This is a genomic window from Nocardia jinanensis (genome assembly GCF_014645735.1).
Classification (GTDB): domain Bacteria; phylum Actinomycetota; class Actinomycetes; order Mycobacteriales; family Mycobacteriaceae; genus Nocardia; species Nocardia jinanensis.
Genome location: NZ_BMMH01000012.1, coordinates 94950 through 119979, shown reverse-complemented (window position 1 = coordinate 119979; position 25030 = coordinate 94950). Strand labels below are relative to the sequence as shown.

The 25030-nt window shown below is 68.3% G+C and carries 24 protein-coding genes; 9 read left to right on the top strand and 15 right to left on the bottom strand.

Annotation, left to right across the window (positions count from 1 at the left end; translation table 11 throughout):
- Positions 1-39 precede the first annotated feature (39 nt).
- Positions 40-771, bottom strand: a complete 732-nt coding sequence (locus IEY68_RS25120) for a lipid droplet-associated protein (RefSeq protein WP_058854659.1) — start codon at positions 769-771, stop codon at positions 40-42.
- A gap of 579 nt (positions 772-1350) precedes the next feature.
- On the opposite strand from IEY68_RS25120, the gene IEY68_RS25110 reads away from it, so the two are divergent.
- Positions 1351-2358 carry a 4-hydroxy-3-methylbut-2-enyl diphosphate reductase gene (locus IEY68_RS25110; protein WP_058854657.1) on the top strand — a complete coding sequence of 336 codons (1008 nt, stop codon included), beginning with the start codon at positions 1351-1353 and terminating at the stop codon, positions 2356-2358.
- 10 nt (positions 2359-2368) lie between these two features.
- On the opposite strand, the gene IEY68_RS25105 is transcribed toward IEY68_RS25110, so the two are convergent.
- Positions 2369-3340 (bottom strand): DUF6542 domain-containing protein, encoded by a 972-nt coding sequence (locus tag IEY68_RS25105; RefSeq protein ID WP_189094495.1) that lies wholly within the window; start codon positions 3338-3340, stop codon positions 2369-2371.
- A 273-nt stretch (positions 3341-3613) separates the two neighbouring features.
- On the opposite strand from IEY68_RS25105, the gene IEY68_RS25100 reads away from it, so the two are divergent.
- Positions 3614-4813 carry an exonuclease SbcCD subunit D gene (locus tag IEY68_RS25100; protein WP_058854089.1) on the top strand — a complete coding sequence of 400 codons (1200 nt, stop codon included), beginning with the start codon at positions 3614-3616 and terminating at the stop codon, positions 4811-4813.
- Positions 4810-8109 (top strand): AAA family ATPase, encoded by a 3300-nt coding sequence (locus tag IEY68_RS25095; RefSeq protein ID WP_058854088.1) that lies wholly within the window; start codon positions 4810-4812, stop codon positions 8107-8109. Before IEY68_RS25100 ends, IEY68_RS25095 begins: the two co-directional genes overlap by 4 nt.
- Before the next feature lie 8 nt (positions 8110-8117).
- Here IEY68_RS25095 and IEY68_RS25090 read toward each other — a convergent pair whose 3' ends face one another.
- The 5 genes from IEY68_RS25090 to IEY68_RS25070 form a co-directional block, all read right to left on the bottom strand.
- Positions 8118-8654, bottom strand: coding sequence for a methylated-DNA--[protein]-cysteine S-methyltransferase (locus IEY68_RS25090; RefSeq protein ID WP_058854087.1), 537 nt, complete (start codon positions 8652-8654; stop codon positions 8118-8120).
- Positions 8654-10186, bottom strand: a complete 1533-nt coding sequence (locus tag IEY68_RS25085; protein ID WP_058854086.1) for an Ada metal-binding domain-containing protein — start codon at positions 10184-10186, stop codon at positions 8654-8656. Before IEY68_RS25085 ends, IEY68_RS25090 begins: the two co-directional genes overlap by 1 nt.
- A 184-nt stretch (positions 10187-10370) precedes the next feature.
- Positions 10371-10634 (bottom strand): YbdD/YjiX family protein, encoded by a 264-nt coding sequence (locus tag IEY68_RS36960; protein WP_308434993.1) that lies wholly within the window; start codon positions 10632-10634, stop codon positions 10371-10373.
- A complete protein-coding gene (locus IEY68_RS25075) occupies positions 10631-12892 on the bottom strand; it encodes a carbon starvation CstA family protein (protein ID WP_058854085.1) in 2262 nt (753 codons plus the stop codon). Before IEY68_RS25075 ends, IEY68_RS36960 begins: the two co-directional genes overlap by 4 nt.
- A gap of 140 nt (positions 12893-13032) precedes the next feature.
- A complete protein-coding gene (locus IEY68_RS25070) occupies positions 13033-14400 on the bottom strand; it encodes a hypothetical protein (protein ID WP_189094494.1) in 1368 nt (455 codons plus the stop codon).
- Positions 14401-14487: 87 nt separating this feature from the next.
- On the opposite strand from IEY68_RS25070, the gene IEY68_RS25065 reads away from it, so the two are divergent.
- The gene (locus tag IEY68_RS25065) at positions 14488-15009 is read left to right on the top strand and encodes a pyridoxamine 5'-phosphate oxidase family protein (RefSeq protein ID WP_058854083.1); all 522 of its coding nucleotides are present in this window, start codon (positions 14488-14490) and stop codon (positions 15007-15009) included.
- Positions 15010-15025: 16 nt separating this feature from the next.
- Here the strand turns inward: IEY68_RS25065 and IEY68_RS25060 are convergent, their stop codons facing one another.
- The 4 genes from IEY68_RS25060 to IEY68_RS25045 form a co-directional block, all read right to left on the bottom strand.
- Complete coding sequence (locus tag IEY68_RS25060) at positions 15026-15502, bottom strand: hypothetical protein (protein WP_058854100.1); 477 nt, start codon at positions 15500-15502, stop codon at positions 15026-15028.
- 32 nt (positions 15503-15534) lie between these two features.
- The gene (locus IEY68_RS25055) at positions 15535-16623 is read right to left on the bottom strand and encodes a DNA polymerase III subunit beta family protein (RefSeq protein WP_058854082.1); all 1089 of its coding nucleotides are present in this window, start codon (positions 16621-16623) and stop codon (positions 15535-15537) included.
- A gap of 145 nt (positions 16624-16768) precedes the next feature.
- A complete protein-coding gene (locus IEY68_RS25050) occupies positions 16769-17197 on the bottom strand; it encodes a VOC family protein (RefSeq protein WP_058854081.1) in 429 nt (142 codons plus the stop codon).
- Positions 17198-17201: 4 nt separating this feature from the next.
- Positions 17202-18044 carry a helix-turn-helix domain-containing protein gene (locus tag IEY68_RS25045; protein ID WP_062999283.1) on the bottom strand — a complete coding sequence of 281 codons (843 nt, stop codon included), beginning with the start codon at positions 18042-18044 and terminating at the stop codon, positions 17202-17204.
- A gap of 174 nt (positions 18045-18218) precedes the next feature.
- Here IEY68_RS25045 and ychF point away from each other — a divergent pair, with 174 nt between their 5' ends.
- The 3 genes from ychF (at position 18219) to IEY68_RS25030 (ending at position 20203) form a co-directional block, all read left to right on the top strand.
- Positions 18219-19298 (top strand): redox-regulated ATPase YchF, encoded by a 1080-nt coding sequence (gene ychF / locus IEY68_RS25040; RefSeq protein ID WP_058854080.1) that lies wholly within the window; start codon positions 18219-18221, stop codon positions 19296-19298.
- Positions 19299-19574: 276 nt separating this feature from the next.
- The gene (gene vapB, locus IEY68_RS25035; RefSeq protein ID WP_058854079.1) at positions 19575-19799 is read left to right on the top strand and encodes a type II toxin-antitoxin system VapB family antitoxin; all 225 of its coding nucleotides are present in this window, start codon (positions 19575-19577) and stop codon (positions 19797-19799) included.
- Positions 19790-20203, top strand: coding sequence for a PIN domain nuclease (locus IEY68_RS25030; protein ID WP_058854078.1), 414 nt, complete (start codon positions 19790-19792; stop codon positions 20201-20203). The genes vapB and IEY68_RS25030 overlap by 10 nt, the downstream gene beginning before the upstream one ends.
- A gap of 226 nt (positions 20204-20429) precedes the next feature.
- On the opposite strand, the gene IEY68_RS25020 is transcribed toward IEY68_RS25030, so the two are convergent.
- A complete protein-coding gene (locus IEY68_RS25020) occupies positions 20430-21575 on the bottom strand; it encodes an MFS transporter (protein WP_199804898.1) in 1146 nt (381 codons plus the stop codon).
- 88 nt (positions 21576-21663) lie between these two features.
- On the opposite strand from IEY68_RS25020, the gene IEY68_RS25015 reads away from it, so the two are divergent.
- Complete coding sequence (locus IEY68_RS25015; protein WP_058854076.1) at positions 21664-22263, top strand: ABATE domain-containing protein; 600 nt, start codon at positions 21664-21666, stop codon at positions 22261-22263.
- Positions 22264-22484: 221 nt separating this feature from the next.
- Here the strand turns inward: IEY68_RS25015 and IEY68_RS25010 are convergent, their stop codons facing one another.
- The 3 genes from IEY68_RS25010 to IEY68_RS36415 form a co-directional block, all read right to left on the bottom strand.
- Complete coding sequence (locus IEY68_RS25010; protein WP_156426094.1) at positions 22485-23213, bottom strand: hypothetical protein; 729 nt, start codon at positions 23211-23213, stop codon at positions 22485-22487.
- Positions 23214-23823: 610 nt separating this feature from the next.
- On the bottom strand, positions 23824-24141 hold the full coding sequence (locus IEY68_RS25005; RefSeq protein WP_058854074.1) for a hypothetical protein: 318 nt from the start codon (positions 24139-24141) through the stop codon (positions 23824-23826).
- A 101-nt stretch (positions 24142-24242) separates the two neighbouring features.
- Complete coding sequence (locus IEY68_RS36415; RefSeq protein ID WP_505784554.1) at positions 24243-24671, bottom strand: WCX domain-containing protein; 429 nt, start codon at positions 24669-24671, stop codon at positions 24243-24245.
- Here IEY68_RS36415 and IEY68_RS37375 point away from each other — a divergent pair.
- Positions 24616-24942, top strand: a complete 327-nt coding sequence (locus IEY68_RS37375; protein ID WP_505784552.1) for a VOC family protein — start codon at positions 24616-24618, stop codon at positions 24940-24942. The genes IEY68_RS36415 and IEY68_RS37375 overlap by 56 nt on opposite strands.
- Positions 24943-25030 lie beyond the last annotated feature (88 nt).

The following is a 25030-nucleotide window of genomic DNA, read 5'->3' as shown; positions in this document are numbered from 1 at the left end:
AACCGGTTCGGCCGACCGTGGGCGCGGGATCGGCCCCGGTCACTGGGCTCGCACGGTGGCGATCCGGTTGGTCAGCATGGTCACGAACGCCGCGCGGTCCCGGGTGCGCTGCTCGTAGTCGAGCAAGGTGACCAGGTCGGCGACCGTGAGCGTGCGCAGCCGGCCGCGCAACTGGGCGAGGGTCATGTGCGGGTAGTCGTAGCGGGCGCCCACCTCGGGGAGTTCGGGCTCGGGTTCGGCGACGGGTTCGGGATCGGCCGTCGCGGCGGATTCGGGCCCGTCGACCACGAAGGCGTCGGGTACCACGTCATCGCCCGGGGTATCGGCGGCACCGAGGTCGAAGGTGGCCTCGGCGTCGAAGGTCTGCGCCGCGGGCACCGTGCTGCCGTTGTTCTGGATCGCGCGCAGGCCCGCCAGGGTTTCCTGCAGAGCCAGTTCCACCTCGACCGGATCGGATTCGAAGCGGTCGAAACCACTGCTGCGGACGCGGGTGGTGGTGGCTCCCGGCTCGCGGATCGGCAATTCGTCGTCCTCATCGAAGGTGGCCCATTCGGGCTGCTCCTCCGGGCGGTTGACGATCCGGTCGAAAACGGAATCGCCCTTGATCGCGAGGCTGGTGACGAACTGCTGGATGTGCATCCCGGTCTGCAGTAATTGACTTACCGCGGTGAGGGGTAATTTCGCCGCGGTCGAAGGCAACCGTCGCGTCTCCTCGAGGACGTAGACGGCGGCTCCGGCGGCGACGCGGGCCAGGAACGGTGGTCGAAACATGGTAATAGCCTGCCCGATATGGCTTGGTCCGCAAAAGAGGGTGCGGGCTGTGTTTATTTGCGGCGCCTTCGGCGCCGCGGGGCGGGGCCCTATTAACCCCGGTTCTTCACTCCTTCGCTCAGTCGCTGCGCTCCTTCGCTTCGTCGCTCCAGAACCGGGGCGGGCCCCGCCCACGGAGGTGGACCTTTCGGGGAGCCCGGGGAGCCCGGGGAGCCCGGGGAGCCTGGGGAGCCTGGGGAGCCTGGGGAGCCTGGGGAGCCTGGGGAGACTGGGGAGACTGGGGAGACTGGGGAGACTGGGGCTGCGGGTGATGTGGGCGTCGTTGTGTTCCGAGTTCGAGCTGTGGAGACTCCTGATGCGCGGTCACCTCGATGTCGTGCCGGCGCGGGCGGCGGACTGGAGCGGGTGAATCCGCCCACCCTCGCGGCGAGGGCGCGACGGCCCGCCCGCGTCTCGCGGAGGTGGCGCAGGCGGTGGATGACCGGCGCGAATGTAGCCGGACATGGGTGTGGATCGAGTCTGGAGCGGGGGAGCGTACGCCCGGAGCGGCCGCGGCGGTACGCACGTATTCTGTGGGGCATGTCCTCGGCAATACCGTTGAATGTCGGAATCACTCGCTCGGCCGGCGCCGCGACCGCCGACCCCGAAGGAAAACGAGTACTGCTCGCCGAACCCCGCGGGTACTGCGCGGGTGTGGACCGCGCGGTCGAAACCGTGGAAAAGGCCCTCGAGAAACACGGCGCGCCGATTTATGTCCGCAAGGAGATCGTGCACAACCGCCATGTGGTGGAAACCCTGCGCGACCGCGGAGTGATATTCGTCGACACCACCGACGAGGTGCCCGAGGGAGAACTCGTGGTGTTCTCCGCGCACGGTGTCTCGCCCGCGGTCCACGCGACCGCCGCCGAACGCAACCTGCGCACCATCGACGCGACCTGTCCACTGGTGACCAAGGTCCACCAGGAAGCCAAGCGCTTCGCCCGTGACGACTACGACATCCTGCTGATCGGCCACGAAGGACATGAGGAGGTCGAGGGAACCGCCGGTGAGGCCCCCGATCATGTGCAACTGGTCGACGGTCCCGACTCGGTCGAGAAGGTGACCGTGCGCGACGAGGCCAAGGTGATCTGGCTGTCGCAGACCACGCTCAGTGTGGACGAGACCATGGAGACGGTATCGCGGCTGCGGGAGAAGTTCCCGGCGCTGCAGGATCCGCCCAGCGACGATATCTGTTACGCCACCCAGAACCGGCAGGTCGCGGTGAAGGCGATGGCGCCGGAATGCGATCTGGTGATCGTCGTGGGCTCGCGTAACTCGTCGAACTCGGTGCGCCTGGTGGAGGTCGCGCTGGGTGCGGGCGCCCGCGCGTCGTATCTGGTGGACTACGCGCGCGAGGTGGACCCGGCCTGGCTCGAAGGCGTGCGCACGGTCGGGATCACCTCCGGCGCGTCGGTCCCCGAGATCCTGGTGCGCGGGGTGCTGGACATGCTCGCCGAACACGGGTTCGGCGAGGTCCAGCCGGTGACCACGGCGAACGAGACACTCGTATTCGCGCTGCCGCGGGAACTGCGGGCCGCGCGGCACTGACGCGCCACGCTCACCTGCGTTCGGGTCGCCGCCGCTCCGGGATCGGTTCCCGGACCCGGGCGGCCTGCGGTGCCCGCGCCGGCTCCCCGCGGCGGACGTTCGCGCGTACCGGTTCCTCCTGAACCGGCGCCGCCGGCCGGGCGGGCGGGTGCTGACGCATCTCGCGGGTGCGCGGTGCGGCGCCCCGCGCGGCCGGTTCGGCGGGCGGACGGCCCCGGCCACCCCGGCGTGGGGGTTCTTCGAACGACTCGTGGGTGTAGTCGGGCTCGGGGGGTTCGGGCCGCTTCGGCCGCGATTTCGCCTTCGTTCTGCCGTTCGTCTTGGAACGGGCCGCCAGGGTCTCGGCGCGCGACAGCTTGTTCGCGCGGGCCGGTTTGCCCTCACCGCCCACGGGACGCTTCGACTGTCCGCGGCTCGGCCGTTTCGTGGTCTCGCGGTGCGACCGGGTCTCTGCCCGTTCCTTCGATTCGCCGCGGGTCGCGCGCCGATCGCTGCGGCCCCAGCTCGTCCCCCGCCGGGCGGCGGCGGTTTCGCGGGCCGCGTGTTCCGAACGGAACTGCGCGATCCGGATACCGGCCACGATCAGCACCAGCGCGGTGGCCAGCATCATCGGCGGGAAGCGGTGCACCAGTGGGATCGCCAGGTTCAGCAGGATGTCCTTGAGGGAGGCGGTGCTGGTCCCGGTGAGCTGGCGATAGGCGATCGGTACGGCGACGAACAGCAATAGCGGCGGTAACACCATCGTGGTGAACAGGCCGCGGAACCGCACCGCCGCCACCGCCGCCAGACATCCGAGGATGTAGAACGCGCTGAAGGTGCCGGTGAGGTCCGTGACGTCGCCGAGGGCATCGATGAGGAAACCCAGGAAGGTGCAGGCCGCAGCGATGAGAACCGCGGCATAGGCCGGGACACCCGGCACCGTCGGCAATAACGAACGTTGCGGCGCGGGCACCCGGGAATTCACTCGTTGGGAAGCAGCCACGTATTGAACACTATCGTCCGGAAGGGTCGACCGTGTTACGGCACGGCGGGTCCGGCCGCACGATTGTGCGGAAACGGTGGTCGGCCGCGTTGTTCATACCGTCAAGGGATATGGGTGGCGCGCAACACGATGGCGCATTCGAGACATATCGCACGCCGGTCGCAGGTCCGGTACCGCCAGGGACAGGGAGACTCTCGGCGTGTTGCCGGTGTGGCGTCCCGGGTATCGACACCGGCGTTGAAGCTGTCGGTGAGTTGCCCTAAATTCGCGGTCATGCGAATCCTGCATACGTCGGACTGGCATATCGGTCGCACCTTTCACGGCGTGGACCTGCTGGCCGACCAGTCGCGGGTACTCGAAGCGATCGCCGAGCTCGTCGCCGCCGAAGCCGTGGACACCGTGGTGCTCCCCGGCGATGTCTACGATCGATCCATCCCCAGTGCCGATGCGATCGCGGTGTGCAACAGGGGGTTCGAGGCCATCCGCGCGGCGGGGGCGCGCATCGTGGCGACCTCCGGTAACCACGATTCGCCGACCAGGCTCGGCGCCGGCGCCAGTTTCGCGGCGGCCGGTGGGCTGTATCTGCGGACCACGGTGGCCGATTCGCGGCGGCCGGTACTGCTCGCCGACGAACACGGCGAGGTGGCCTTCTACGGCATCCCGTATCTGGAGCCGGAGATATGCCGGGCCGAGCTCGGCGTTCCGCAGGCGCGTTCGCACGCCGAGGTGCTCGCGGCGGTCCTGGACCGCATCCGGGCCGATAGCGAGCAGCGGCCCGGCACCCGGACGGTGTTGCTGGCCCACGCCTTCGTGGTGGGTGGCGCGGCCACCGGCTCGGAGCGATCCATCTCGGTGGGTGGGGTGGAGACGGTATCGCTGGGGATGTTCACCGAGCCCGGGTTCGACTACGTCGCGCTGGGGCATCTGCACTCGCCGCAGACCCTGGCCGAGGCGGTGCGGTATTCGGGATCGCCGCTACCGTATTCGTTCGGGGAGAGCACACACCGTAAACAGGCCTGGCTGGTGGATCTGGACGCCACCGGTCCCGCCCGGGTCCGGGGCCGGGAACTACCGCTGGTGCGCGGGCTGAGCCAGCTCACCGGGACACTGGCGGAACTGCTGGCCGACCCCGTATGGGCGACGGCCGAACAGCACTACGTCTCGGTATCGCTCACCGACTACGCCCGGCCGGTGGACGCCATGCGTAAGCTGCGCGAACGCTTCCCGTACGCGGTGCATGTGGAATGGGATCGACCGCAGGGCGACCCGGCGCTGCGCTACCGGGAGCGCGTGCGCGGCCGCGACGATACCGATATCGCCCGCACCTTTCTCACCGATGTTCGCGGTGAACCGAACACCTCCGAGATGGGCTGGCTGTCCCGGGCCATGGCCGCGTCCGTGCGGGAAACCGAGGTCGTCCGCGAGGATCTCGCAGCGCCCCCGGCGGGGGCCGATACGGAACTCATCGCATGAGGTTGCACCGGCTGGAGATGACGGCCTTCGGCCCGTTCGCCGAGACGGCCGCCGTCGATTTCGACGAACTCGGCGCGGACGGACTCTTCCTGCTGCACGGGCAGACCGGTGCCGGTAAGACCACGGTGCTCGACGCCATCGCCTACGCGCTCTACGGGCGGGTACCGGGAGCGCGGGGTGACAAGCGGCTGCACTCCGATCACGCGGCCGCGCATATCCGCCCCGAGGTGGTGCTCGAGGCGACTTTGGGCGGGCGGCGGATCCGGCTCACCCGGCAGCCGGAATTCGAACGGCCGAAACTGCGCGGCAGCGGGACGCGGGTGGAGCACGCCAAGGCCACTTTGGCATGGTTGGACGGGCAGGGCACCAACCTGTCGCGGATCAACGAGATCGGCGACGAGATCGTGCGGCTACTGGGGATGAGCGCCGATCAGTTCTTCCAGGTGGTGCTGCTACCGCAGGGGGATTTCGCGAAGTTCCTGCGCGCGGAGAACGAGGACCGGGAACGGCTGCTCGAGAAACTGTTCGATACGGGTCGTTTCGGGTCGGCCGAACAGTGGCTGACCGCGCAGCGCAAGGCATCGGGCGAGCAGATCGGCACTCAGCAGCGCAATGTGGAGGATCTGATCACCCGGGTCGCGGTGACGGCCGGTATCGACCGCACCGAGCGGATCGATATCCTCGACGCGGTCGAATGGTCGCAGGATCTGCTCACCGCCGCCCGGGGCGACCTGGAGACCGCGCAGCGCGAACTGGACAGTCGGCGCGCGGAGTCGGCGCGCGCGGACGAGCGGGCGGAACGGGAACGGCGGGCCGCCGAGCAGCGGCGCCGGCTGGAGTCGGCCCAGGAGCAGCTCGCGCGGTACACCGCCGATGCCGAGGTACGGGCCGCGGACCGCGGCGAACTGGATCGTGCCCGGCGCGCCGAACCAGTGGCCGGAGCGCTCGCAGAGGCCGAGACCGCGGTCCGCGCGGCTCGTGATCGTGAAGCGGAATCCCTTGCGGCGGCCGAACGGCTGGCCCGGTTGGCCGCCGAACCCGATAGCGTCGATATCCCGGGCATCCATCTGGTATCGAGCCTCTCCGAGGAGGATCCGGATGATCGGCCCGGCCCGGCCGCTGCCCGGGTCGCGGACGAGGAAATCCGGAAGCTGCCGGTCGGAAGCACCGGCCAGGACGAATTCGCGCTGTTCGACGTGGCCGTCGAAGGTCCGCCGCGGGAGGGTTTCGATCCGGGTGCCGACGAACCGGACCCGGTCGACGATCGGGCCGGCTACGACGAGGATCTCGGACTGGATACCGCGATCCGCGGATGGAGCGCGGTACTGGGCAAACTCGACGAGATCCGCGCCGACGCGGCGACCGCCGATACACTGCGCGATGAACTGGCCGGACTGCACACCACCGCGAAAGACCTCGGCGAGCGCTCGGCCGAACTCACCGACCACCGGGCCCGGCTGCCCGCGATCATCGCCGGTGCGCAGGCGCGGGCGCGCGAGGCCGACGATGCGAAAGCGGCGCTGCCCGGCCTGCGGGCCGAACGTAAGCGATTGCAGGAGGCCGCGACCGCGGCCGTGGAGCTGGCCCGGTCGCGGTCCGCGCTCGATCGGCTGCGGGTGGATCTCGATACCGCGCGAGCCCGGCACCTGACGGCCCGCGAACATGTCCTGGACCTGCGGGAGCGGCGACTGGCCGGAATGGCGGCGGAGCTGGCCGGGAATCTGGTGGACGGGCAGGCGTGCGCGGTCTGCGGATCGGCCGAACATCCCCACCCCGCGCGACTTGCGGCGGGCGCGGTGTCGAAGGAGGACGAGACGGCCGCGGTCGCCACCGAACGTACCGCCGAGGCGTCGCGCGATCGCGCCCAGACGGCACTGACCGAGGTGGAGCGCGAGATCGAGGCACTGCTCGCGCGCGGCGGCGATACCGACCGGGTCGAACTCGCCGCGGCCCTGCGGGAAGCCACCGAAAGGTGCGGCGACGCGGAGGAACTGGCCGAATCGGCGGTGGCCTGCACCGCCGAGGTCGCTCGCCTGCGCACCGACGAGACCCGGTTGCACGACGCGTTGCGGGACGCCGAGACGCGCGCCGGATCCGTGGCGGCGCGGATCCAGGCCGTCGAAGCCCGGCTCACCGAGATCGAGGGCAAGCTCCGTACCGCCGCCGGCCGGGACGGGACCATCGGGCGTCGTCGCGAGCGCCTGCACATGCTGATCGCCGCCGCCGGTGATCGGCGGGATACGTATGCCGCGGTGCGGACGGGCTGGGAGCGCGTGGCCGGCTGCGTCGTACGGGTCGAGCGGCTGGCTATATCGGCGGGACTGGTTCCGCCCACGAGTTCCACCGATGCCGATCCGGACGCCGGGGCCGGTGGTCCGAGCGACGAAGGGCATGAATCCGATTCCACGTCGGCGGAGGTACTCGAGACTCTGCGGGTGTACTCCCCGCTCATCGGCGCCGCCACCCGGACCCCGCAGCGGCAGGACGCGCTGAACTCGGCCTTGGCCGCGGCCGACGAGATCCGCGCCGCCGCCCAGGCGGTACTCGACGAACCGGAGATCCGGGCGGCCGCGGCTGCCGCGCCCGGTGATCCGGAAGCGTTGGCCGCGGCCGTGCGGACCGCGCGGATCGCCCTGGACGAGGCGGTGGCGGCCCATTCGGCCGCCGTGCACCGGGTCACCCAGCTGGAGACCCTGTGCGGACAGCTGTGGGCGGCGGTGGATCTGATCGCCCCGGCGCAGCGGGCCCATCAGGAACTGGCGGAGCTGGCCGAAGTGGTCGCGGGTCGCGGCGAGAACAACCGGCGTATGTCGCTGCGCTCCTATGTTCTCGCGGCGCGGCTCGAGGAGGTCGCGGTGGCGGGTTCGGCCCGGCTGCGCCGGATGTCGGGCGGCCGGTACGAATTCGTGCACACCGATCGGGCCGGCACACACGGCCGCCGCGGCGGGCTCGGCCTGGACATCCGCGACGACTACACCGGTGCCGTCCGGCCCGCCCGCACCCTCTCCGGCGGTGAGACATTCATGGCTTCTCTCGCGCTGGCGCTGGGTCTGGCCGATACCGTCGCGGCCGAGGCCGGTGGCATCATTCTGGATACCCTGTTCATCGACGAAGGATTCGGGAGCCTGGACGCGGACACTCTCGACGCGGTGATGGGTGTACTCGACGAACTCCGCGCCGGTGGCCGGGTGGTCGGTCTGGTCAGCCATGTCGACGAGATGCGCCAGCGTATTCCCAGCCGCCTGCACGTCGTACGCGGCCGCAACGGTTCCCAGTTGCACGCCACCATCGCTTGACCCGGATCTCAGGCCTCGAGGTCGAGGAGCCGCCGCTTGATGTCCAGGCCCCAGCGGAAACCGCCGAGCGTGCCGTCGGTGCGCACGATCCGGTGACAGGGAACGAACAGCGCGGCCGCGTTGCGGGCACAGGCGCTCGCCGCGGCGCGGGTGGCCGCCGGACGACCGGAGCGCGCGGCGAAGGCCGTGTAGGTGATCGGTTCGCCCGCGGGAACCGTGCGCAGCACATCCCACGCGTGCTGGAGGAATTCACCCGACCGCTGACGCACCGCGATCGGATCGATCGCGGTCAGGTCGCCGCGGTGGTAGGCGATGACCGCGTCGGTCACAGCCCCCAGTTCACGGCGGGCGCGCAGGTCGGCGGGGCGCAGACCGGGATGGACCACGGTGCGCAGCTCTTCGGTCACAGCGGTCCACCCGGACGCCAGCACCGCGCCGTCGGACGCCACGATCGTGGTGAACGGGCCGAGCGGGGTGTCGACGGTCGCGAAATCCGCGGTGCCGGTGGCGACCGGGGCGGGCAGGGTGGCGGTGGATGCGGACATCAGTCGGTACTCGCTTTCGCGTCGGAATCGGTGGTGAGTGTGGCGGAGGCCCGGGACTCGGTCCGGGTGCGCAGTTCGGTCCGCCACAGGTGCATACAGAGATAGGACCGCCAGGGCGACCAGCGGGTCGTATCGGTCAGCTCGATACCGTGCCGGACAGCGCCGCGGCGGATGACCAGGTCGGTGTGCAGCATGATGTCGGGGTCGGCGAGCAGCCGCATCGTGACGTAGTCGGCGGTCCACGGACCGATCCCGTCGAGCGCGAGCAGATCGCGTCGCAGCTCGGCCGCGGTACGACCCTGGTGCAGGACCAGGTCGCCGGAGGCGAGCGCCGCCGCGGCGGCGGTGATGGACCGGATCCGCTGGGCGGGTCCGGTGAGCACTTCGGCGCCTCGTTCGGCGATTACGGCCGAGGTGGGGAAAAGGCGGCTCACCGGTCCGTCCACCGGTTCGCCGAGTGCGGCGACCAGCCGGGCGGTGTGGGTATTGGCCGCCGCCACCGAGATCTGTTGACCGATCATGGTGCGCAGCAACAATTCCGGGCCGTCCACGGATCCGGGCACTCGTATCCCGGGATCGAAACGAGTGCCGGGGCCGGGCGGTGCGCCGGTGTCCTCATCCGACCTGTTGAGCGCCTCGTCGATCGCTACGGGGTCGGCGTCGAGGTCGAGCAGATGCCGGACCCGGGCCACCGTGGGCGCGAGATCGCGCATATCGCGCAGGGTCAGTTCCGCGTGGACGTATCCGGGCCGGACCGCCAGCCGCACTCCGGCGTGGCCGTGCGGGGTGCGAATATTGCGCAGGTAGTGGTTCTCGCCGTCGGAGCTGGTCTGCCAGAGTTCCAGACCGGGCGCCACATGGGCGGACAGGAACCAGTCCAGCCAGTCGCGGTCCAGGGGAGCCCGGTAGGGCAGGCGCAGGCAGAGTGTGCCGTTCACCGCGGCGGGGCGGCCGGCAGTGCGCTGCGCTTCGGTGCGCATGGTGCTCGGACTGACCGCGAACACCTCGCGCACGGTGTCGTTGAACTGCCGGATACTGGCGAAGCCCGCGGCGAAGGCGATATCCGACATCGACATGGCGGTGGTCTGGATCAGCAGTCGCGCGGTATGCGCCCGGTGTGCCCGGGCCAGCGCCAGGGGCCCGGCGCCGAGTTCGGTGGTGAGTACCCGGGTGAGCTGGCGCTGGGAGTAGCCGAGCGCCGCGGCCAGCGCGGGTACGCCGCCGCGTTCCACCACACCGTCCCCGATGAGCCGCATGGCCCGGGCAGCCAGATCCGCGCGGGTATTCCACAGGGGCGAGCCTGGTGCGGCATCGGGTAGGCAGCGGCGGCAGGCGCGGTAGCCCGCCTGCTGGGCCGCGGCCGCCGTGGGCAGGAAGGTGACATTGGTGCGCTTCGGAGTGATCGCCGGGCAGGAGGGCCGGCAATAGATTCCGGTGGTGCGCACGGCGGTGTAGAACTGTCCGTCGAAACGGGAGTCGCGGGCCGAGACCGCGCGATAGCAGCGTTCGAAATCCAAGGCCGTGATGCTCACCCCACACACGATGTCAGTTCGCGAGGTCTCGAGCTAGCGGAAAACAGACATCAACGCCGAACGTGGCGTAGTGGCAACAGCACCGTGCGGCGCAGGTCCGGTCGCCGTCGCGGGGTCCACCCGCCGGCCGCGAAAACGTGACAGCGGGGCCGGTTCGACCGGCCCCGCTATCCGGGACGGACACTCAGCAGCAGCGTGCGCCCGGATTACGTTCCGCGTCGGCGTACCGTTCGCGCCAGTACTCCCGCTCACTCGCGATCGGGCGATCGGGGTGCACCCGGTGCATATGCGCGCTGTAGCGCTGATAGTCCTGTCCGCCGACGACGGAATCCAGGTACCAGAACACCGCCCGCACGCCCCGGGCCAGCGCCGCCGGGGCGCCGCGCAGACCCGGCCACCCGGGGGCCTCCGCCCGGGAAGTCGGATCGGCCGCGAGCCGCCCGGTCAACTCCGCACCTCCGCGTGCGCGGCGCCGGGCACCGCGACCTCACCCGCGGCGATCCGCTCATCCCACTGCCGCTGCAGATCCTTCTCCGCCGGAGTGGGCAGGAAACCACTGGGCGCGAAGATCTTCGACGGTTCCTCCGGCGATTCGGTGGTCGAGGTATCACCCGATTTCACGGTCCGATAGCAGACCCACGCCGCCGCCAGCACCACGATCAGCACCAGCACCGCGAAGACGATGGACAGCACACCCTGGATGAACGTATTGCGGATCACCGCGTCCACGTCGCCGGGTGTTTTCGCCGTCAGGCACAGTTCACCGGCATCGCGAGCGGCCCGGCAGATGCTGTTCTGCTTCCAGTAGCCCACCTTCGGGTCGGCGGAGAAGATCTTCTGCCAGGAGGCGGTCATGGTGACGATGAGGTCCCAGGCCAGTGCGATACCGGGAATCCAGGCCCATTGCGTCAGGCCCTTCTTCACCAGGATGGTCAGCACCACCACCAGCGCGATCGCGGCCAGCAGCTGGTTGGCGATACCGAACAGCGGGAACAGCGCGTTGATACCGCCCAGCGGATCCGTCACGCCCATCAACAGGATCGATCCCCAGGCCGCTACCACGACCGCCGAACACAACCAGGCGCCCACCCGCCACGACGGATCGGCGAATTTACGCGCCGGGCCTCGCAGGTTGCCGAGCGAATCGGAGAGCATGAACCGCGCCACGCGGGTACCCGCGTCGATGGTGGTGAGGATGAACAGCGCCTCGAACATGATCGCGAAGTGGTACCAGAACGACTTCATCCCGCTGCCGCCCAGGAAGCCGGAGAACACCTCGGAGATACCGATGGCCAGCGTCGGCGCGCCACCGGTGCGCGAGATCACCGATTCCTCACCGACGTCGGTCGCGGCCTGGCTCAGTTCCGCGCCGGTCGTCGGGGGACCGGAGAGCCCCAAGCTGTTCGTATAGGCTGCCGCGGTTTCCGCGGTCCCGCCGGTCGCGCCGGCCGGTGCGTTCATCGCGAAGTACAGATGCTGATCGATGATGGAGGCCGTGATGATCGCCATCACCGCCACGAACGACTCCATCAGCATGCCGCCGTAGCCGATCATCTTGGCATGCGATTCCTTCTCCAGCAGTTTCGGTGTCGTACCCGAGGACACCAGCGCGTGGAAACCGGACAGCGCACCGCAGGCGATGGTGATGAACAGGAACGGGAACAGGCTGCCGGCGAAGGCCGGCCCGGTGCCGGAGGTCGCGAACTCCGAGACCGCGGGCGCCTTCAGCACCGGCAGAGTCACCAGGATGCCGACCGCGAGCAGGCCGATGGTGCCGATCTTCATGAACGTCGACAGGTAGTCACGCGGGGCCAGCAGCAGCCATACCGGCAGTACCGAGGCCACGAAGCCGTAGCCGATCAGCATCCAGGAAATGGTGACCGGATGGAAGGTGAACCATCCGGCCCAGGTGTCGTTGTGCGATACCCAGCCGCCCGCGATGATCGCCAGGATCAGCAGCACGAAGCCGATGGCCGAGATCTCGCCGACCGCTCCCGGCCGCAGATACCGCAGGTAGACGCCCATGAAGAGGGCGATCGGGATGGTCATCGCGATGGAGAAGACGCCCCAGGGACTGTGCGCCAGCGCGTTCACCACGACCAGCGCCAGGACCGCGAGCAGAATCATCATGATCACCAGCACGCCGATGATCGCGGCGACGCCGCCGATCACCCCGAGCTCATCGCGTGCCATCTGCCCGAGGCTGCGCCCGCGCCGTTTCATCGACACCCACAGCACCAGGTAGTCCTGCACCGCGCCGGCGAACACGACGCCGACAATGATCCAGATCGTGCCCGGCAGGTACCCCATCTGGGCGGCGAGCACCGGCCCGACCAGCGGCCCCGCACCCGCGATGGCCGCGAAATGGTGCCCGAACAGCACCCGGCGGTCCATCGGCATGAAGTCTTTGCCGTTGTCCAGGATCTCGGCCGGAGTCGCCAGGTCGTCGCGGGGTTTGACCACCTTGTATTCGATGAGCCGCGCGTAGAACCGGTAGGCGATGATGTAGGTGGATACCGCGGCGATCACGATCCAGACGGCGTTCACGGATTCGCCCCGCGCGACGGCGAGAATCGTCCAGGCCACGGCGCCGAGCACGCCGATAGCCGCGAAGATCGCCTTCTTCACAGGCGTGATCGGGGACCGGTCGACCACACCCACAGGTGGTAGGTCGGGGTCGGTCTCGAGGTATTTGATAGTCCCCATCGGGCAACTCCTGTACAGCGAGCGGACATGCCGGTCACACGAACGTAACCGATCGCCACTCGGCGCCGCGCCGATTGCGATGAACGGTCGTTGTGACGCGGCGAGCGGGTCTGCCTTCGTTTCGCCCGAGCTGTCGCGAATCAGCGATTGTCCCCAGGGGACAGTGCGGACGCCGGACCGTCGTGATTTCCGTGCGCTGCGGCCGCTGACCGGGTACGCGGCCTTCCGGCTCCTGCCCGACGACCCCGAGTAGCGACTGAGTAACTCCCTCGACTCCGACGACCCGGGTCGCTGCCTCGGATACCGGCTCGTCGTGGCTTCCGGATGACGACGCGAATCGCCGGGAGCAGGAGCACGGCGACGATTGTCAGCGCGAGTACGTGCCAGGGCATCCGCCACCACCAGCGCACCACCGGGGGGTAAGACGGTGCCGCGGTGGAAGGCGCGGCGAAGGACCAGGCGAGGAAAGCGTCGCCGACGGGGAGGAGGCCGAAGGCGTAGCGCTTGGTATCGCCGGCGCCGACCGGGACGCCGAGGCCTTCACCGAGACCGGTGAGTGGGCCGGCGAGTGCCCTGTCTCCGTGCACCCTGGCCGCACCGATGGCGACCACCGTGGCCGAGGCGCTGACGCCCAGGATCAGCGGTCCGGAGTCCACGTCACCCGTCCCGTTCCGGCCGCGCGGATACTCCCGCACTCCCGGCAGGCCGAGTGGAATATCGACGAACGAACCGCGGAACGCGCGGTATTGCTCCTGAGCCCATTCGGTATCTATCTCGGGCAGGAACCGTTGGATCACCGACTGCGACGAGCCGCGCGCGCCCTCCGTCACCGGTTTCGCCCGGTGCGGTAGCAGTCCGGTCGCCGGGTCCAGCCGGGTGCGAGCCGATTTCGACCACTCGGCGATCACCGTCCCGAAACGTGGCGGCCCGGCGATGCGGTCGTGCAGACTCAGCGCGGCCACGGCCACCACACTGTCGACCGGCCAGGCCTGGCCCGGATACGCCTCGAGAAACGGACCCTCCGTATCGAAGGCCGCCGCGAGGGCCGCGCAGTCCGCGACGAACCGCACGGTCTCCGGCGCGTCCGGTCCGGCCAGTTCGATCACGGCCCCGCGTAACCGGCTGGACCATCCGACGTAGAAGACCCCGTGCGCCGGGCGGAGGGAATCGTCGAAAATCGCTTTTCCCGCAGGGGATTCCAGGCGTGCCAGCGCCCAGCGGGCCTCGCGCAGGGCCTCGTCCCGGTACGTCGTATCGCCGCGTGCGATATCGGTCCACGCCAGCCCGTACAGGGCGTACGAGAAGAAGTATCCCTCGGGGAACATCGCCTGCATCTCTTCTCCGAGCCCTGAACCCAATTCCGAACGCAGGAATCGCAACTGGCCGACGATATCGGCGCGCGGCTGTTCATCGCGGTACAGCCGGACCTGCGGGACGGCGATCAAGAGGGTGAGAACCAATGCGACAGCGACGTACAGAGCCCCCACTGCGCTCCGGAAGGAGATCACCCACCGAACCTAGACGGACGCGACCTCCGCATCAACCGAGCAATTTCGGTCGAGCGGTAACAGGACCGGCGCGCTTACGGTGGGCCGATGCGCGAAACCCCGGAAGAACTCATCGCATTGCAGGCTCTGCTCGACGCGTCCCTCACGGGCTCGACGAGCCATCTCCGTTCGATCATCGCCACCGACCGCACGCTGACCGCCGAACAACTCACCACCGTTCTCACCGGTATGCACATCCTGTCGCTGTCCACCGTGACCGCGAAGGGTGAGCCGCGGATCAGCGGTGTCGACGGTCATTTCCTGCACGGCCGGTGGTACTTCGGTACCGCGCGTAATGCCGCCAAGGCGCGCCATCTCGCCGCGCGTCCGGCCGCCAGTGTGGCGCATATGCGCGGTGAGGAGCTGGGGGTGTTCACCCACGGCGCCGCGGAGATCCTGAATCCGGAGCGCGGCGAGCCGGATACCGAGTGGCCGGAACTGCTCGCCTATTTCAAGGATTTCTACGGCGACGACGCCTTCGACTGGGACAACGATGTGGTCTTCTACCGGCTGCGCCCGCATTGGATGACCGTCTACGCACCCGACTTCACGAAGCTCACTGCGAAATGACCATGGTGCCGAGCCGTCAGGAGTGCGGGCCCGGCGCACTCGCGCGCCGCTCGGTGGAGCGCCTCGCGACCGCTTCCCCGACTTCGGCGAGCGCTGTCCGGATCATCGCGCCGTAGGCGTCGTCGGGGAGGGCTTGCAGCCGTTCCCGTGCGGCGGCGAGATGTTCGTCCGCGGCGTCCCACGACCCGAGTCGCCGGTAGTTATCGGCCAGATTCAGGTGCAACGACGGGTAGAACCCCGCGACCTGCAAACTCCCGTGATGGCGTTGTACCCGGTCGTCGGTGAGGGAGTCGGCCGCGTCCAAGGCGCGGATATCCCAGGTCAGGGCCCGGGCGGGGTCCTCGTAGAGGTCGGCCAGGTAGTGGGCGAGGGTGCAGCGGTGCAGCGGATCTCCGAGAGCGCCGATATCGCGCCAGATCTCCAGTAGACGATCGCGGGCGGCGGCAATCTCACCGGATCGACCGAGCGTGACGGCTTCGGTGATCGCGTTCATGGTGGTGTCGGGGGCCGACTGTTCGGTGGAGGTCAACTGGGGGATCCGTTCTCTGCGTCGATGATCGCGGGGTCGGCCGGCATGGCCAGGGTGGTGAGGTCGCCGTGGTCTGCGGACCGGACGACCATGGGGTCGATGGGACCGCCGATATCCAGTCGCACATCGGGTCCGATGGCGGTGGCGACGGCCGGGTACAGGATGGTGAAACCGAAGACGAGGTCGCCGGGCGGGCCGTTGACCAGCGCGGACAGGGCCGTCACAGGTTGTTCGGTGGTACTCGAGACGGCGAGCGAGTCCGCCGCCACCGTGAGCCGCAGATATCGCGCCCGCTGCTGTTCCAGCGCGCCCATCAGCTCCTGCTTCGAGACCACCACATGGGTTCGGGCCTCGGGCAGCGCCGCCAGCAGCGAATGGTGATCGGGGAAAGGACCGGTGAGTGTCCGGCAGCCGCGCGCCGCCCCCTCGGGGGTGCGGAACCGGACATTGCGCTCTCCGGCTTCGATATCGAGCAGATGGGCGCCCCGGATCTCCGGGAGCGCCGCGCTCAGGTCGGCGCCGTCCACCGTGGCGGCCCAGTCGGGCGACCCGGCCTGCTCGGGGACGAGAGTGCGGGTGGACAGCCGGTAGCGGTCGGTGGCGGTGAGCGTCAGCGATTCCGGTGTCACCTCCAGGCGGACACCGGCCAGGACGGGCAGATCGGGGTCGGTCCCGGTGGCGGCGAGTATCTGCTCCACCGCGGCCGCGAGCACCGGCCCCCGTACGGTCGCCACCCACCACCCGGAGGGTTCGCCCAGTGTGGTCTTCACGACCTCGGCGGTCCGACGCGCCTGCTGGGTGCGTTCGACCAGTCGCGTCATATGTTGGTCGATCAGCCGGGCCGCGTCGTGCGGGTCGGCCGCGAGTACCCGGGCGATACCGTCCAGCGGCATATCGATATCCCGCAACCGGCGGATGGTCACCGCCCGATCCACCTGGGCCGGGGCGTAGTAGCGGTAGCCGGTGGTCTCGTCGACCCCGGCCGGGGCCAGCAGACCGGAGTCGTCGTAGAAACGGAGCGCGCTCGCCGTGATACCGCACGAGCGGGCGAACGTACCGATGGTGATCAGGTCGGATTCGGGCACCCGCTCATCATCGGGCTTCGAGCAACCTGAAGGTCAAGCTGTACGAGTGCCGATTTGCAGAGGCGCCGCGGCAGGGCTCGACACCGCCGCGGCCACCCGGATCAGCGAACCACGCTCCGGCTCCGATCCCGTGGAACGACGCGGCTCATCGGCCCCGATAGGTCCCGAAACTCCAGAAGTTGCCCTCCGGGTCCGCGACCGTGAACCCGCGCGACCCGTAGTCCTCGTCTTTCAATCCGGCAATGGTCTCCGCCCCGGCCGCGGTGGCCCGCTCGTACAGGGCGTCCGGGTCGGCGCAGACGATGTAGACGGATTCGGTTCCCGGCGTGCGGCGTTCCGGCAGTCCGCCGCCTTTGTCCGCGGTGCCGAACATGACTCCGCCGCCTTCCGGCCAGCGGAGTTCGGCGTGCTCGATCACCGCCGGGTCGCTCTCGCGGGCGTACATGGCCGTCAGTTCGAAGCCGAACGCCCGGACCAGGAAGTCCGCGGTGCCGCGGGCATCCCGGAAGGCCAGGCACGGCCAGACGGTGGGCGCGGGGGTGGTTGTCGTGGTGGTTTTCGCTGTTGCGGTCATGTTCTCAGCCTGGCTCGCCGGCCATCTCCGGGTCTTGGACGGATGGAATCTCCTCGGCCAGCCACTGCGTCGGGCTGCATCCGGCCAGTCGCGCGAACTCACGGTTGAGATGCGGCTGGTCGTAATAACCGCAGGTGGCCGCAACCTGGGCGATCGATACGAACGACGGGGTGTGCAGCAGCATCTGCTTGGCCCGCTCGAACCGGGCCACCCGCCCCGCTACCTTCGGGCTCGAGCCGAACTCGCCGGTGAACCGTTTGGTGAGGTACTGGCGGCTCCAGCCGACGCGCTCGGCGAGCGTTTCCACCCCGATCGTCCCGTGCGATCCCGCCACCGCGCGCCACGCCCAGCTGAGTTCCGGTCCCACCGCTCGCTCCGGGACCAGTAACCGGGTCAGTACCCGGTCGCATGCCGCGAACCGCTGCGGCCACCCGGTCTGCTCCTGCAGTTCCTCCCATAGTTGCCGACCCGGTGAGCCGATGAGGTCGGCGAACTCGATCGAGGTACTCCACAGTTCCGCCGCGGGCAGCCCGAACAACGCCCGGCTGCCCAGCGGAGTGAGCTTTATGGCCACACCTTCCTGGGTGCCGTCGTGCGCGATCATCGCCGGAGTGTCCTGGAGCCCGCTCAGCACACAGCGGTAGTCGTCCGGGGATTGGCGGGCGTCGGTCTGGCTGATGACGTCGATGGAGGGTCCGATGGCGACGATGAACGTCATATGCCGGGACGGCAGCCCGCGGTGCAGTCCCGCCTCGAATCCGGACATGCGGTATCCGACGTACCGGTCGATGAAGGCGGCCAGTGCGGGGGCGGGGTGGGCCGTCACCACCTGTGAGGTCGGCTCCATAGGTGTCACGCTACGCCGGAACGGGCGCATCGGGCTCGAGCCCGCGAATCCACCGAGCAGCCGGGCGACCGTATGAAGTTCACCGTCTACGCCGCGAGCCTCCGAGCGGGCGCCCGCGCACACGGTACGGCCGACCGCCGACCCACCCGGCTACCCGCGTAGACTGCTGTCCTCGTGAGTCTCACCCTCGGAATCGTCGGCCTGCCCAACGTCGGAAAATCGACGCTGTTCAACGCGCTGACCCGCAACGACGTGCTCGCCGCGAACTACCCGTTCGCGACTATCGAGCCCAACGTCGGGGTGGTCCCGCTGCCCGACCCCCGGCTGGACAAGCTCGCCGATATCTTCGACTCCGCTCGCATCGTGCCCGCCACGGTCTCCTTCGTGGATATCGCGGGCATCGTGAAGGGCGCCTCCGAAGGCGCCGGCCTGGGCAACAAATTCCTCGCCAACATCCGCGAAGCCGACGCCATCTGCCAGGTCGTCCGCGTTTTCGCCGACGACGATGTGGTGCATGTGGACGGCCAGGTGAACCCGGCCTCCGATATCGAGGTCATCGAAACCGAACTGATCCTCGCCGACCTGCAGACTCTCGAAAAGGCGGTCGTCCGCCTGGAGAAGGAAGCCAAGGTCAAAAAGGACCGCAAGCCCAGCGCCGACGCCGCCAAGCAGGCGCAGGAGATCCTCAACAACGGCCGCACCCTGTTCGCCGCGGCGAAGGAGATCGACGGCGAACTGCTGAAAGAACTTTCGCTGCTGACCACGAAGCCGTTCCTCTACGTGTTCAACGCCGACGAGTCGATACTCACCGACGAGGCCAAGGTCGCCGAGCTGAAAGCCTCCGTCGCGCCCGCCGACGCGGTGTTCCTGGACGCGAAGGTCGAATCCGAACTCCTCGAACTCGACGACGAATCCGCCGCCGAACTCCTGGAATCCATCGGCCAGACCGAACCCGGCCTGCACGCCCTCGCTCGCGCCGGCTTCCACACGCTCGGCCTGCAGACCTACCTGACGGCCGGCCCGAAAGAAGCCCGGGCGTGGACGATTCACCAGGGCGACACCGCGCCGAAGGCGGCGGGGGTCATCCACACGGACTTCGAACGCGGCTTCATCAAGGCCGAAGTGGTCGCCTTCGGCGATCTGGTCGAGGCGGGGTCGATGGCCGCGGCGAAGGCGGCGGGCAAGGTCCGGATGGAGGGCAAGGACTACGTCATGGCCGACGGCGACGTGGTCGAGTTCCGCTTCAACGTGTAGTCGAGTTCCGGTCGAACGTCTGGCAATCGGTCGGGCTCACGCTGGTTCCGCACCGATATGGTGTATCGGGGCGGAGGGCTGCACGGCTCGTCGACGCACGCGCCGACTTCGACCGATTCGTGGCTGATCGTGTCGGCGTTCGACAGCGGTGGGGTGCCGTCGGAGGTGTTCTGGTTCATAGCGCCCGGGCATGTGCCGGCTGTGTGGTAGCGACCTGGCCAGTGTCATCACCCGCAGGTGATATCATGATATCAATCTTTTGGGAGGTGGGAAATCATGCCGAACGTTCTCATTCGCGGCCTGTCCGACGAAGCGGTGGATCGCATCGATGCCGATGCTGCCGCCCTCGGTCTGTCGCGCAACGAATACCTGCGTCGGAAGTTGGAGGGTCGGACGCCGCCCGTGCAGGGCGCCACTCTCACTCCCGAGGATTGGGATCGGTCTGCGGAAGCGTTCAGCGACCTTTCGGACCCCTCGGTAATGGATTCCGCATGGCGGTGACGAGCTGGCTCGTCGACAAATCGGCCTACGCGAGAATGCAGTTGGGCCAGGCTCGGAACCTCGATGAGTGGAATGCGCGAATCGAACGTGGTCTCGTGCACCTCTCGACGATCACGCGACTCGAACTCGGGTTCTCGGCTCGTTCGGGAACAGCGGGACGACGTGCCTTCGCGTCCCCGCCACTGACCCTGATGCCGATCGAGCACCTGACTCCCGCAATGGAGGATCGGGCTTGGGAGGTGCAGATGCTGCTCGCTGACCGTGGACAGCATCGGGCGCCGTCCATCCCCGACCTGCTGATCGCCGCCACCGCCGAGAAAGCCGGCCTGACCGTGCTCGCCGTGGACAAGGATTTCGAACTGATCGCCGATATCACTGGACAGCCTGTCGAGACTCTCTTGTAGTGGATCGAATGGGCTATGCGCTGTGAAGGTTGTTAGGCTGCGGAACCCGGTCGAGTTCCGCTTCAACGTGTAGCGGCTCAACACCTACCGAGGCGTCGTCCCTCGCGGCACGTGAGGTGGCACCTATGGCGTCGGCGAGGTGATCGGTGGTCCTGTCGACGCCCTGGAGTCCAGCACCCCCGCGTAGTCGGGCAGCCGAACGTGCGCCTTGGGTGGGCCCACATCTTCACTGCTTGTGAAACACCGCCCAGCCGGGTGGGGATTTGCGCGCGGCGGCGACGGCGGGCACGGTGGCCGATGCCAGGATGCCACCGCCGATGGCCAGTCCGGGATAGCCGGCAGCGGCGACGACCAGCCCCGAGGCCATGCCGCCGGCCGCGCCCGCGATGGCGATGGTGAGGTCGACCAGGCCCTGGGTTCTGGCACGGGTAGCCAGCGGCACGGCGTCGGTGACGATCGCGGTGCCTGCGACGAGGCCGAAGTTCCAGCCGAGACCGAGCAGCGTGAGTGCCGCCGCCGACAGGGTGACGGATTCACCGGCGGCACAAACGACGACTCCGGCGCCGAGCAGGGTCAGCCCGGAGACGGCGGCGATGGTCGAGCGGCCATAGCGATCTACGAGCCGGCCCGTCAGCGGCGATGGCAGGTACATCGCGCCGATGTGGATGGCAATGACGAGGCCGGAGGCGGCGGTACTGTGGCCGTGGTCGTGCGAGGAGTTCGGCGGCCGCGGCGGTCTGGGTACTGTCGAGGACGATCGGCGCACCGTCGAAGAGAACAGCGAAGTGGGCGCTCCGGCGAAGAGGATGGCGGTGTCCACCGGTGCGAAACGTTCGGCGATCTCCTCGACCGCGGTGAGCGAGGCGTTGTCGCCGCTGACATAGACGGTGGGCAGGCCTTTCCCGGTCAGTACGAATCCGACGACCTGGCCGGTGATCGGTTCGACCTCCTCGCGTGCGCCCGGCCCGTGGATCGCGGGCACGCCCGTCACGGTGATCGTGCCGCCGCCGGGGCGAGCCAGCTCGATCGATTCCCAGTCGACCAGGCCTTTGGCCCGGTTCCCGAGGCGTTGCCCGCCACCGGGCGTGGTGAGGATGAGCGGCACGTCGGCGAGCAGGGCCCGGCCGGAGTGGTCGAGGTTGTCGGGGTGTTCGTCGTGTGAGAGCAGAACCACGTCGACGCGGCCGAGGTCGGCCGGCGCGGCGGCGGCCGGCGCTGTCTTGGTCAGCAGGCCGCCGGCCTGCTGGTAGTCGCGGGGCGCGTCGAAGGTCGGGTCGGTGAGGAACCTGAGCCCGCCGTATTCGAATAGTGCGGTCGGACCGCCGAATACGCGGACGCAGACCTGCCGATCAGTTGTGCCTGCAGAAGCCACCAGCAAACTCCTCACGGATGAAGCTACATGTATCCGTGAGAACGGTAGGCTGTTCTCACGGATAAAAGCAAGCCGTAACATGAGAAATATGAGAGCCGTGCGAGAGATCTCGACCGCTGCGTTACCGCCCGCACCCGGGGCTGAGCAGTACCTCGCTCTCGACTTCGCCGACAGCGCCTATGTGCTGCCCGGCGGACACTTCATCGACCTGCTCGGCACCCCCGAATCGACGAATCGGTGGCTCGCCGAACGCGGCCTCGCGCCTGCCGATGCCGGAGTGCAGGAGATGTGCGCGACGCAGCTGCGCGTGCTGCGCGAACACATCAGGGCATTGTTCGCCGCCCGTGTCGCGCGGCAGCCGGTATTGCCTGCAGCGCTGTCCGCCGTCAACGACGCGTTGAGCAGGACCCCAACGGCTGCCCTGCTGCGATGGGATGAGACGAATGGCCCCTACCGCGCTGCGCTGTGTCCGCCCAACGAGATCCTCGACCGCGCGCTCGCGACGCTCGCCGCAGATACGGCCGACCTACTCACCGGCGCCGAGGCCGGTTTCCTGACCACCTGCGCCTCCGTCCCGTGCAATCGGTACCTGATCCGCCACGGCCGCCGTCACTGGTGCTCGACGCGCTGTGGCGACCGCGCTCGCGCAGCCCGCGCCTACGCCCGCGCCAAGTCGAAGGTGGACTGACCTGCTGAGAATCGTTTCGGTTGTTGCACCCTGGCCAGGGCTGACCGCACCATCTGGGTGCGATCGAAGTCGGACGGTGTCGAGAAATCGTGTCGAGTGGGCGAGATATCCGACAAGTCGGGCCGACTGATTGTCGGACAACGGCCCTCTAGCAGCGGGACACGCTCATCGGCATTACGGGATTTCGACGGTAGGTCTCCGTTGGCCCGGTGACTCTGTCCCTACTGGTAGGGGTTGCTTGTCTCCGGAATGGGCTGGGGCATTTTCGGAGGGCCTGATGACCCGGCGCGATCCCACCGCTCCACCGACGGACCGTGTGTATCGGCGTATTGCCTGTCCCATAGCTTTTCGTGTTCCGACCGGTAGTACTCGAACGAGTACCAGTCGAGATGTTCGGTCATACGCTCGCGCGCTTCGTCTCGCGACAGAACGCCTGCGCCGATCGCGTGGTAGAGGCCCACCGTATAGTCTTCGACCCGTCCGATATCCGGGCCTCCTCCGCTCCTGATCTCCGAGCGCACCTGAGCGGCTACCAGTTCGCTTTCGGCTTCGGAGAGTCGGCGCAGCCACAGATTCCGTTCGAGCCAGTCGTCGTAGTCCTCATCGGACCGGGGTGACAAGGGCTCGACGTCGAAGCGGCCGGGATATGCGTGCCCGACTTCGTGCGCGAGTACGGACGTAGCTTCCAACGGATCGTTCTTCAGGGATTCGTTGATCACTATCGTTTTGGACTTCATCCGGGTCGCGCCGAGGGAATCGATGGCGCCGTACCCGATCGTCCATCCTTCGGCTCGCAGATCCGCCAACTGTTGTCGCAGAAAGGGAGACATCTCGGCGAGGCGTTCTACGGCGGGGTCGATCTCGGAGGTAACCGGCGGGGCCGGCTGGTCCTCGTAGACGGCGTGGAATATCGCCGATCCGGCCGCCCATCCACCCACCGCTGCGCCCACCAAATACCATTTGGAGCGAATCGAGCGGTGATCAGCCTCCGGCAGTTCGTCTGTCCTCCGCACGCCGCGAGCGAAACTCCGGTATTTGGCGGATGTGTGGATCGCCGCGGGGTTCAGGGCTCGGGACAACTGTGCTCCAGCCCGGCGCAGAGCCGCTGAGACGGGCCCGGAAGCGGGTGCCTTCACCAGAGCCGGCGCGCCGCGGTCGGTAGCCGGTGGGAGTCGGCGCAGCGCGTGCTCTGGTGGACAACTTGCCAGATCGTGTCAGCCATGCTCACTACCGCTTTCGTCACGCCGTGGCGGAAATGCTAGTGAGCGGACGGCGGGCGCGGCTACGGCCCGGGATCACATAGTTTGTCTGTTTCGTTGTGAACGATGCACCATCTCCTCGCGGTGTTGTGGCGGTGCGTCGTACGAACGCCACGGGGCCGGCCGTTTGTCACATACCGTGACCGCGCTCGTGCGACGACGCGTTCTCGCGACGTGCCTCACCGGTCGCTGCGGCGCTGTCATCGCGGTATGCGGCAAAACGGTGCATGCGGCAGACTCGGCTGCGGCATGGTGTCCGGCCGCGAGGGAACGAGCACCGGGCAGATCGGCCGGGCGCGAATTACGCCTGGATGACCTCGATCCCCACCAGTGCGTTGAACGAGTCGCAACTGGCCCAGGACTGGTTCTGCCCGTATTGCACCGGGCCGTACTTCCAGTAGGTGAACGGGACGGGCCAGGCAACGCAGGTGAGCTTCACCTGGTGCCAGGTCGGCAGCTCGCAATTGGCCATTCCGCCGGTATTGAAGACGTTGTAAACGTGACAGTTGGCCTGCCACACCGGTACGTCGGCCTGGGCCACGCCACCACCGGCGAGCACAGTGGCCGCAGTCGCGGTGGCAACGACGGCGCCGGCGGCAAGCCGCTTCGCAGACAGCATTTGGAACCTCCTGGTTTGATGTTGTCTGAACACATCGCACAGGGGTCGCGCTTGTTACTCGAACCGTTCCGGGGCAGGTAACCTGCTCCGGCATCCGGTTTCTACCCGTGGGTTTCGGATTCGTCGGCGGCCGCTGTGAGTCGGCGGGCCAGGGCGCGCACAGCGTCGTTGAGAATATCGGGGTGCTCGATGACGAACGGGCGGTTCAGACCGGCGAGTACGGGGGGAATCCAGTCCAGTTGTTCGGCCCGTATTCGGACCCGCACCCACGGGCGAGTGTCAGGCGGTGGGGAGTCGATCTCGCGCACGGTCGCGATCGTCGCGGGGAGCAGTGCGCGGACTTGGGTGAGTGTGCCCTGAACTCGGATCGATACCTCGTGCCGGTAGGGCGCCGTGGCAAGTGCGGACAGCAGATGAGCGGCCGGCTCGAAGCCGGTGGGCGGAGCGAACGATTTCGTCAACGAGCCCACGACGATGCCATGGGGGAACCGGTCGTTGCTGTTTCGCGACCCCGATGGCAATCTGATCAACCTCTTCACCCCGGTCACCGCGCAGGCCGCCGCGAAATTTGCCGGCCAGGCGAGCCTCGGGCGTCCGGGGCGGGTTCGCACAGCTCCGACACCACGTTCGTATCGGCGGTATAACCTGCTCAGCGCGTGCGCTGGTAGCGAAGGTAGACGACGCGGGTGCCGAGAATTCGGGACTCGGTCAGGCGCAGATCCAGAGGTCGGCCGAGGGATACCACCCCGGCACCCGGCCGTCGGCGCAGCCTGTCGACCTCGGTGGCGAGGTCGTCGATAGCCCCGGGCGCGTGTTGCCTGCCACCGAATTCAGCGTGCGCGAGAACACGAGTTTCGGGATAGGCCGCCGGATGCGGGCGAACTCCAGG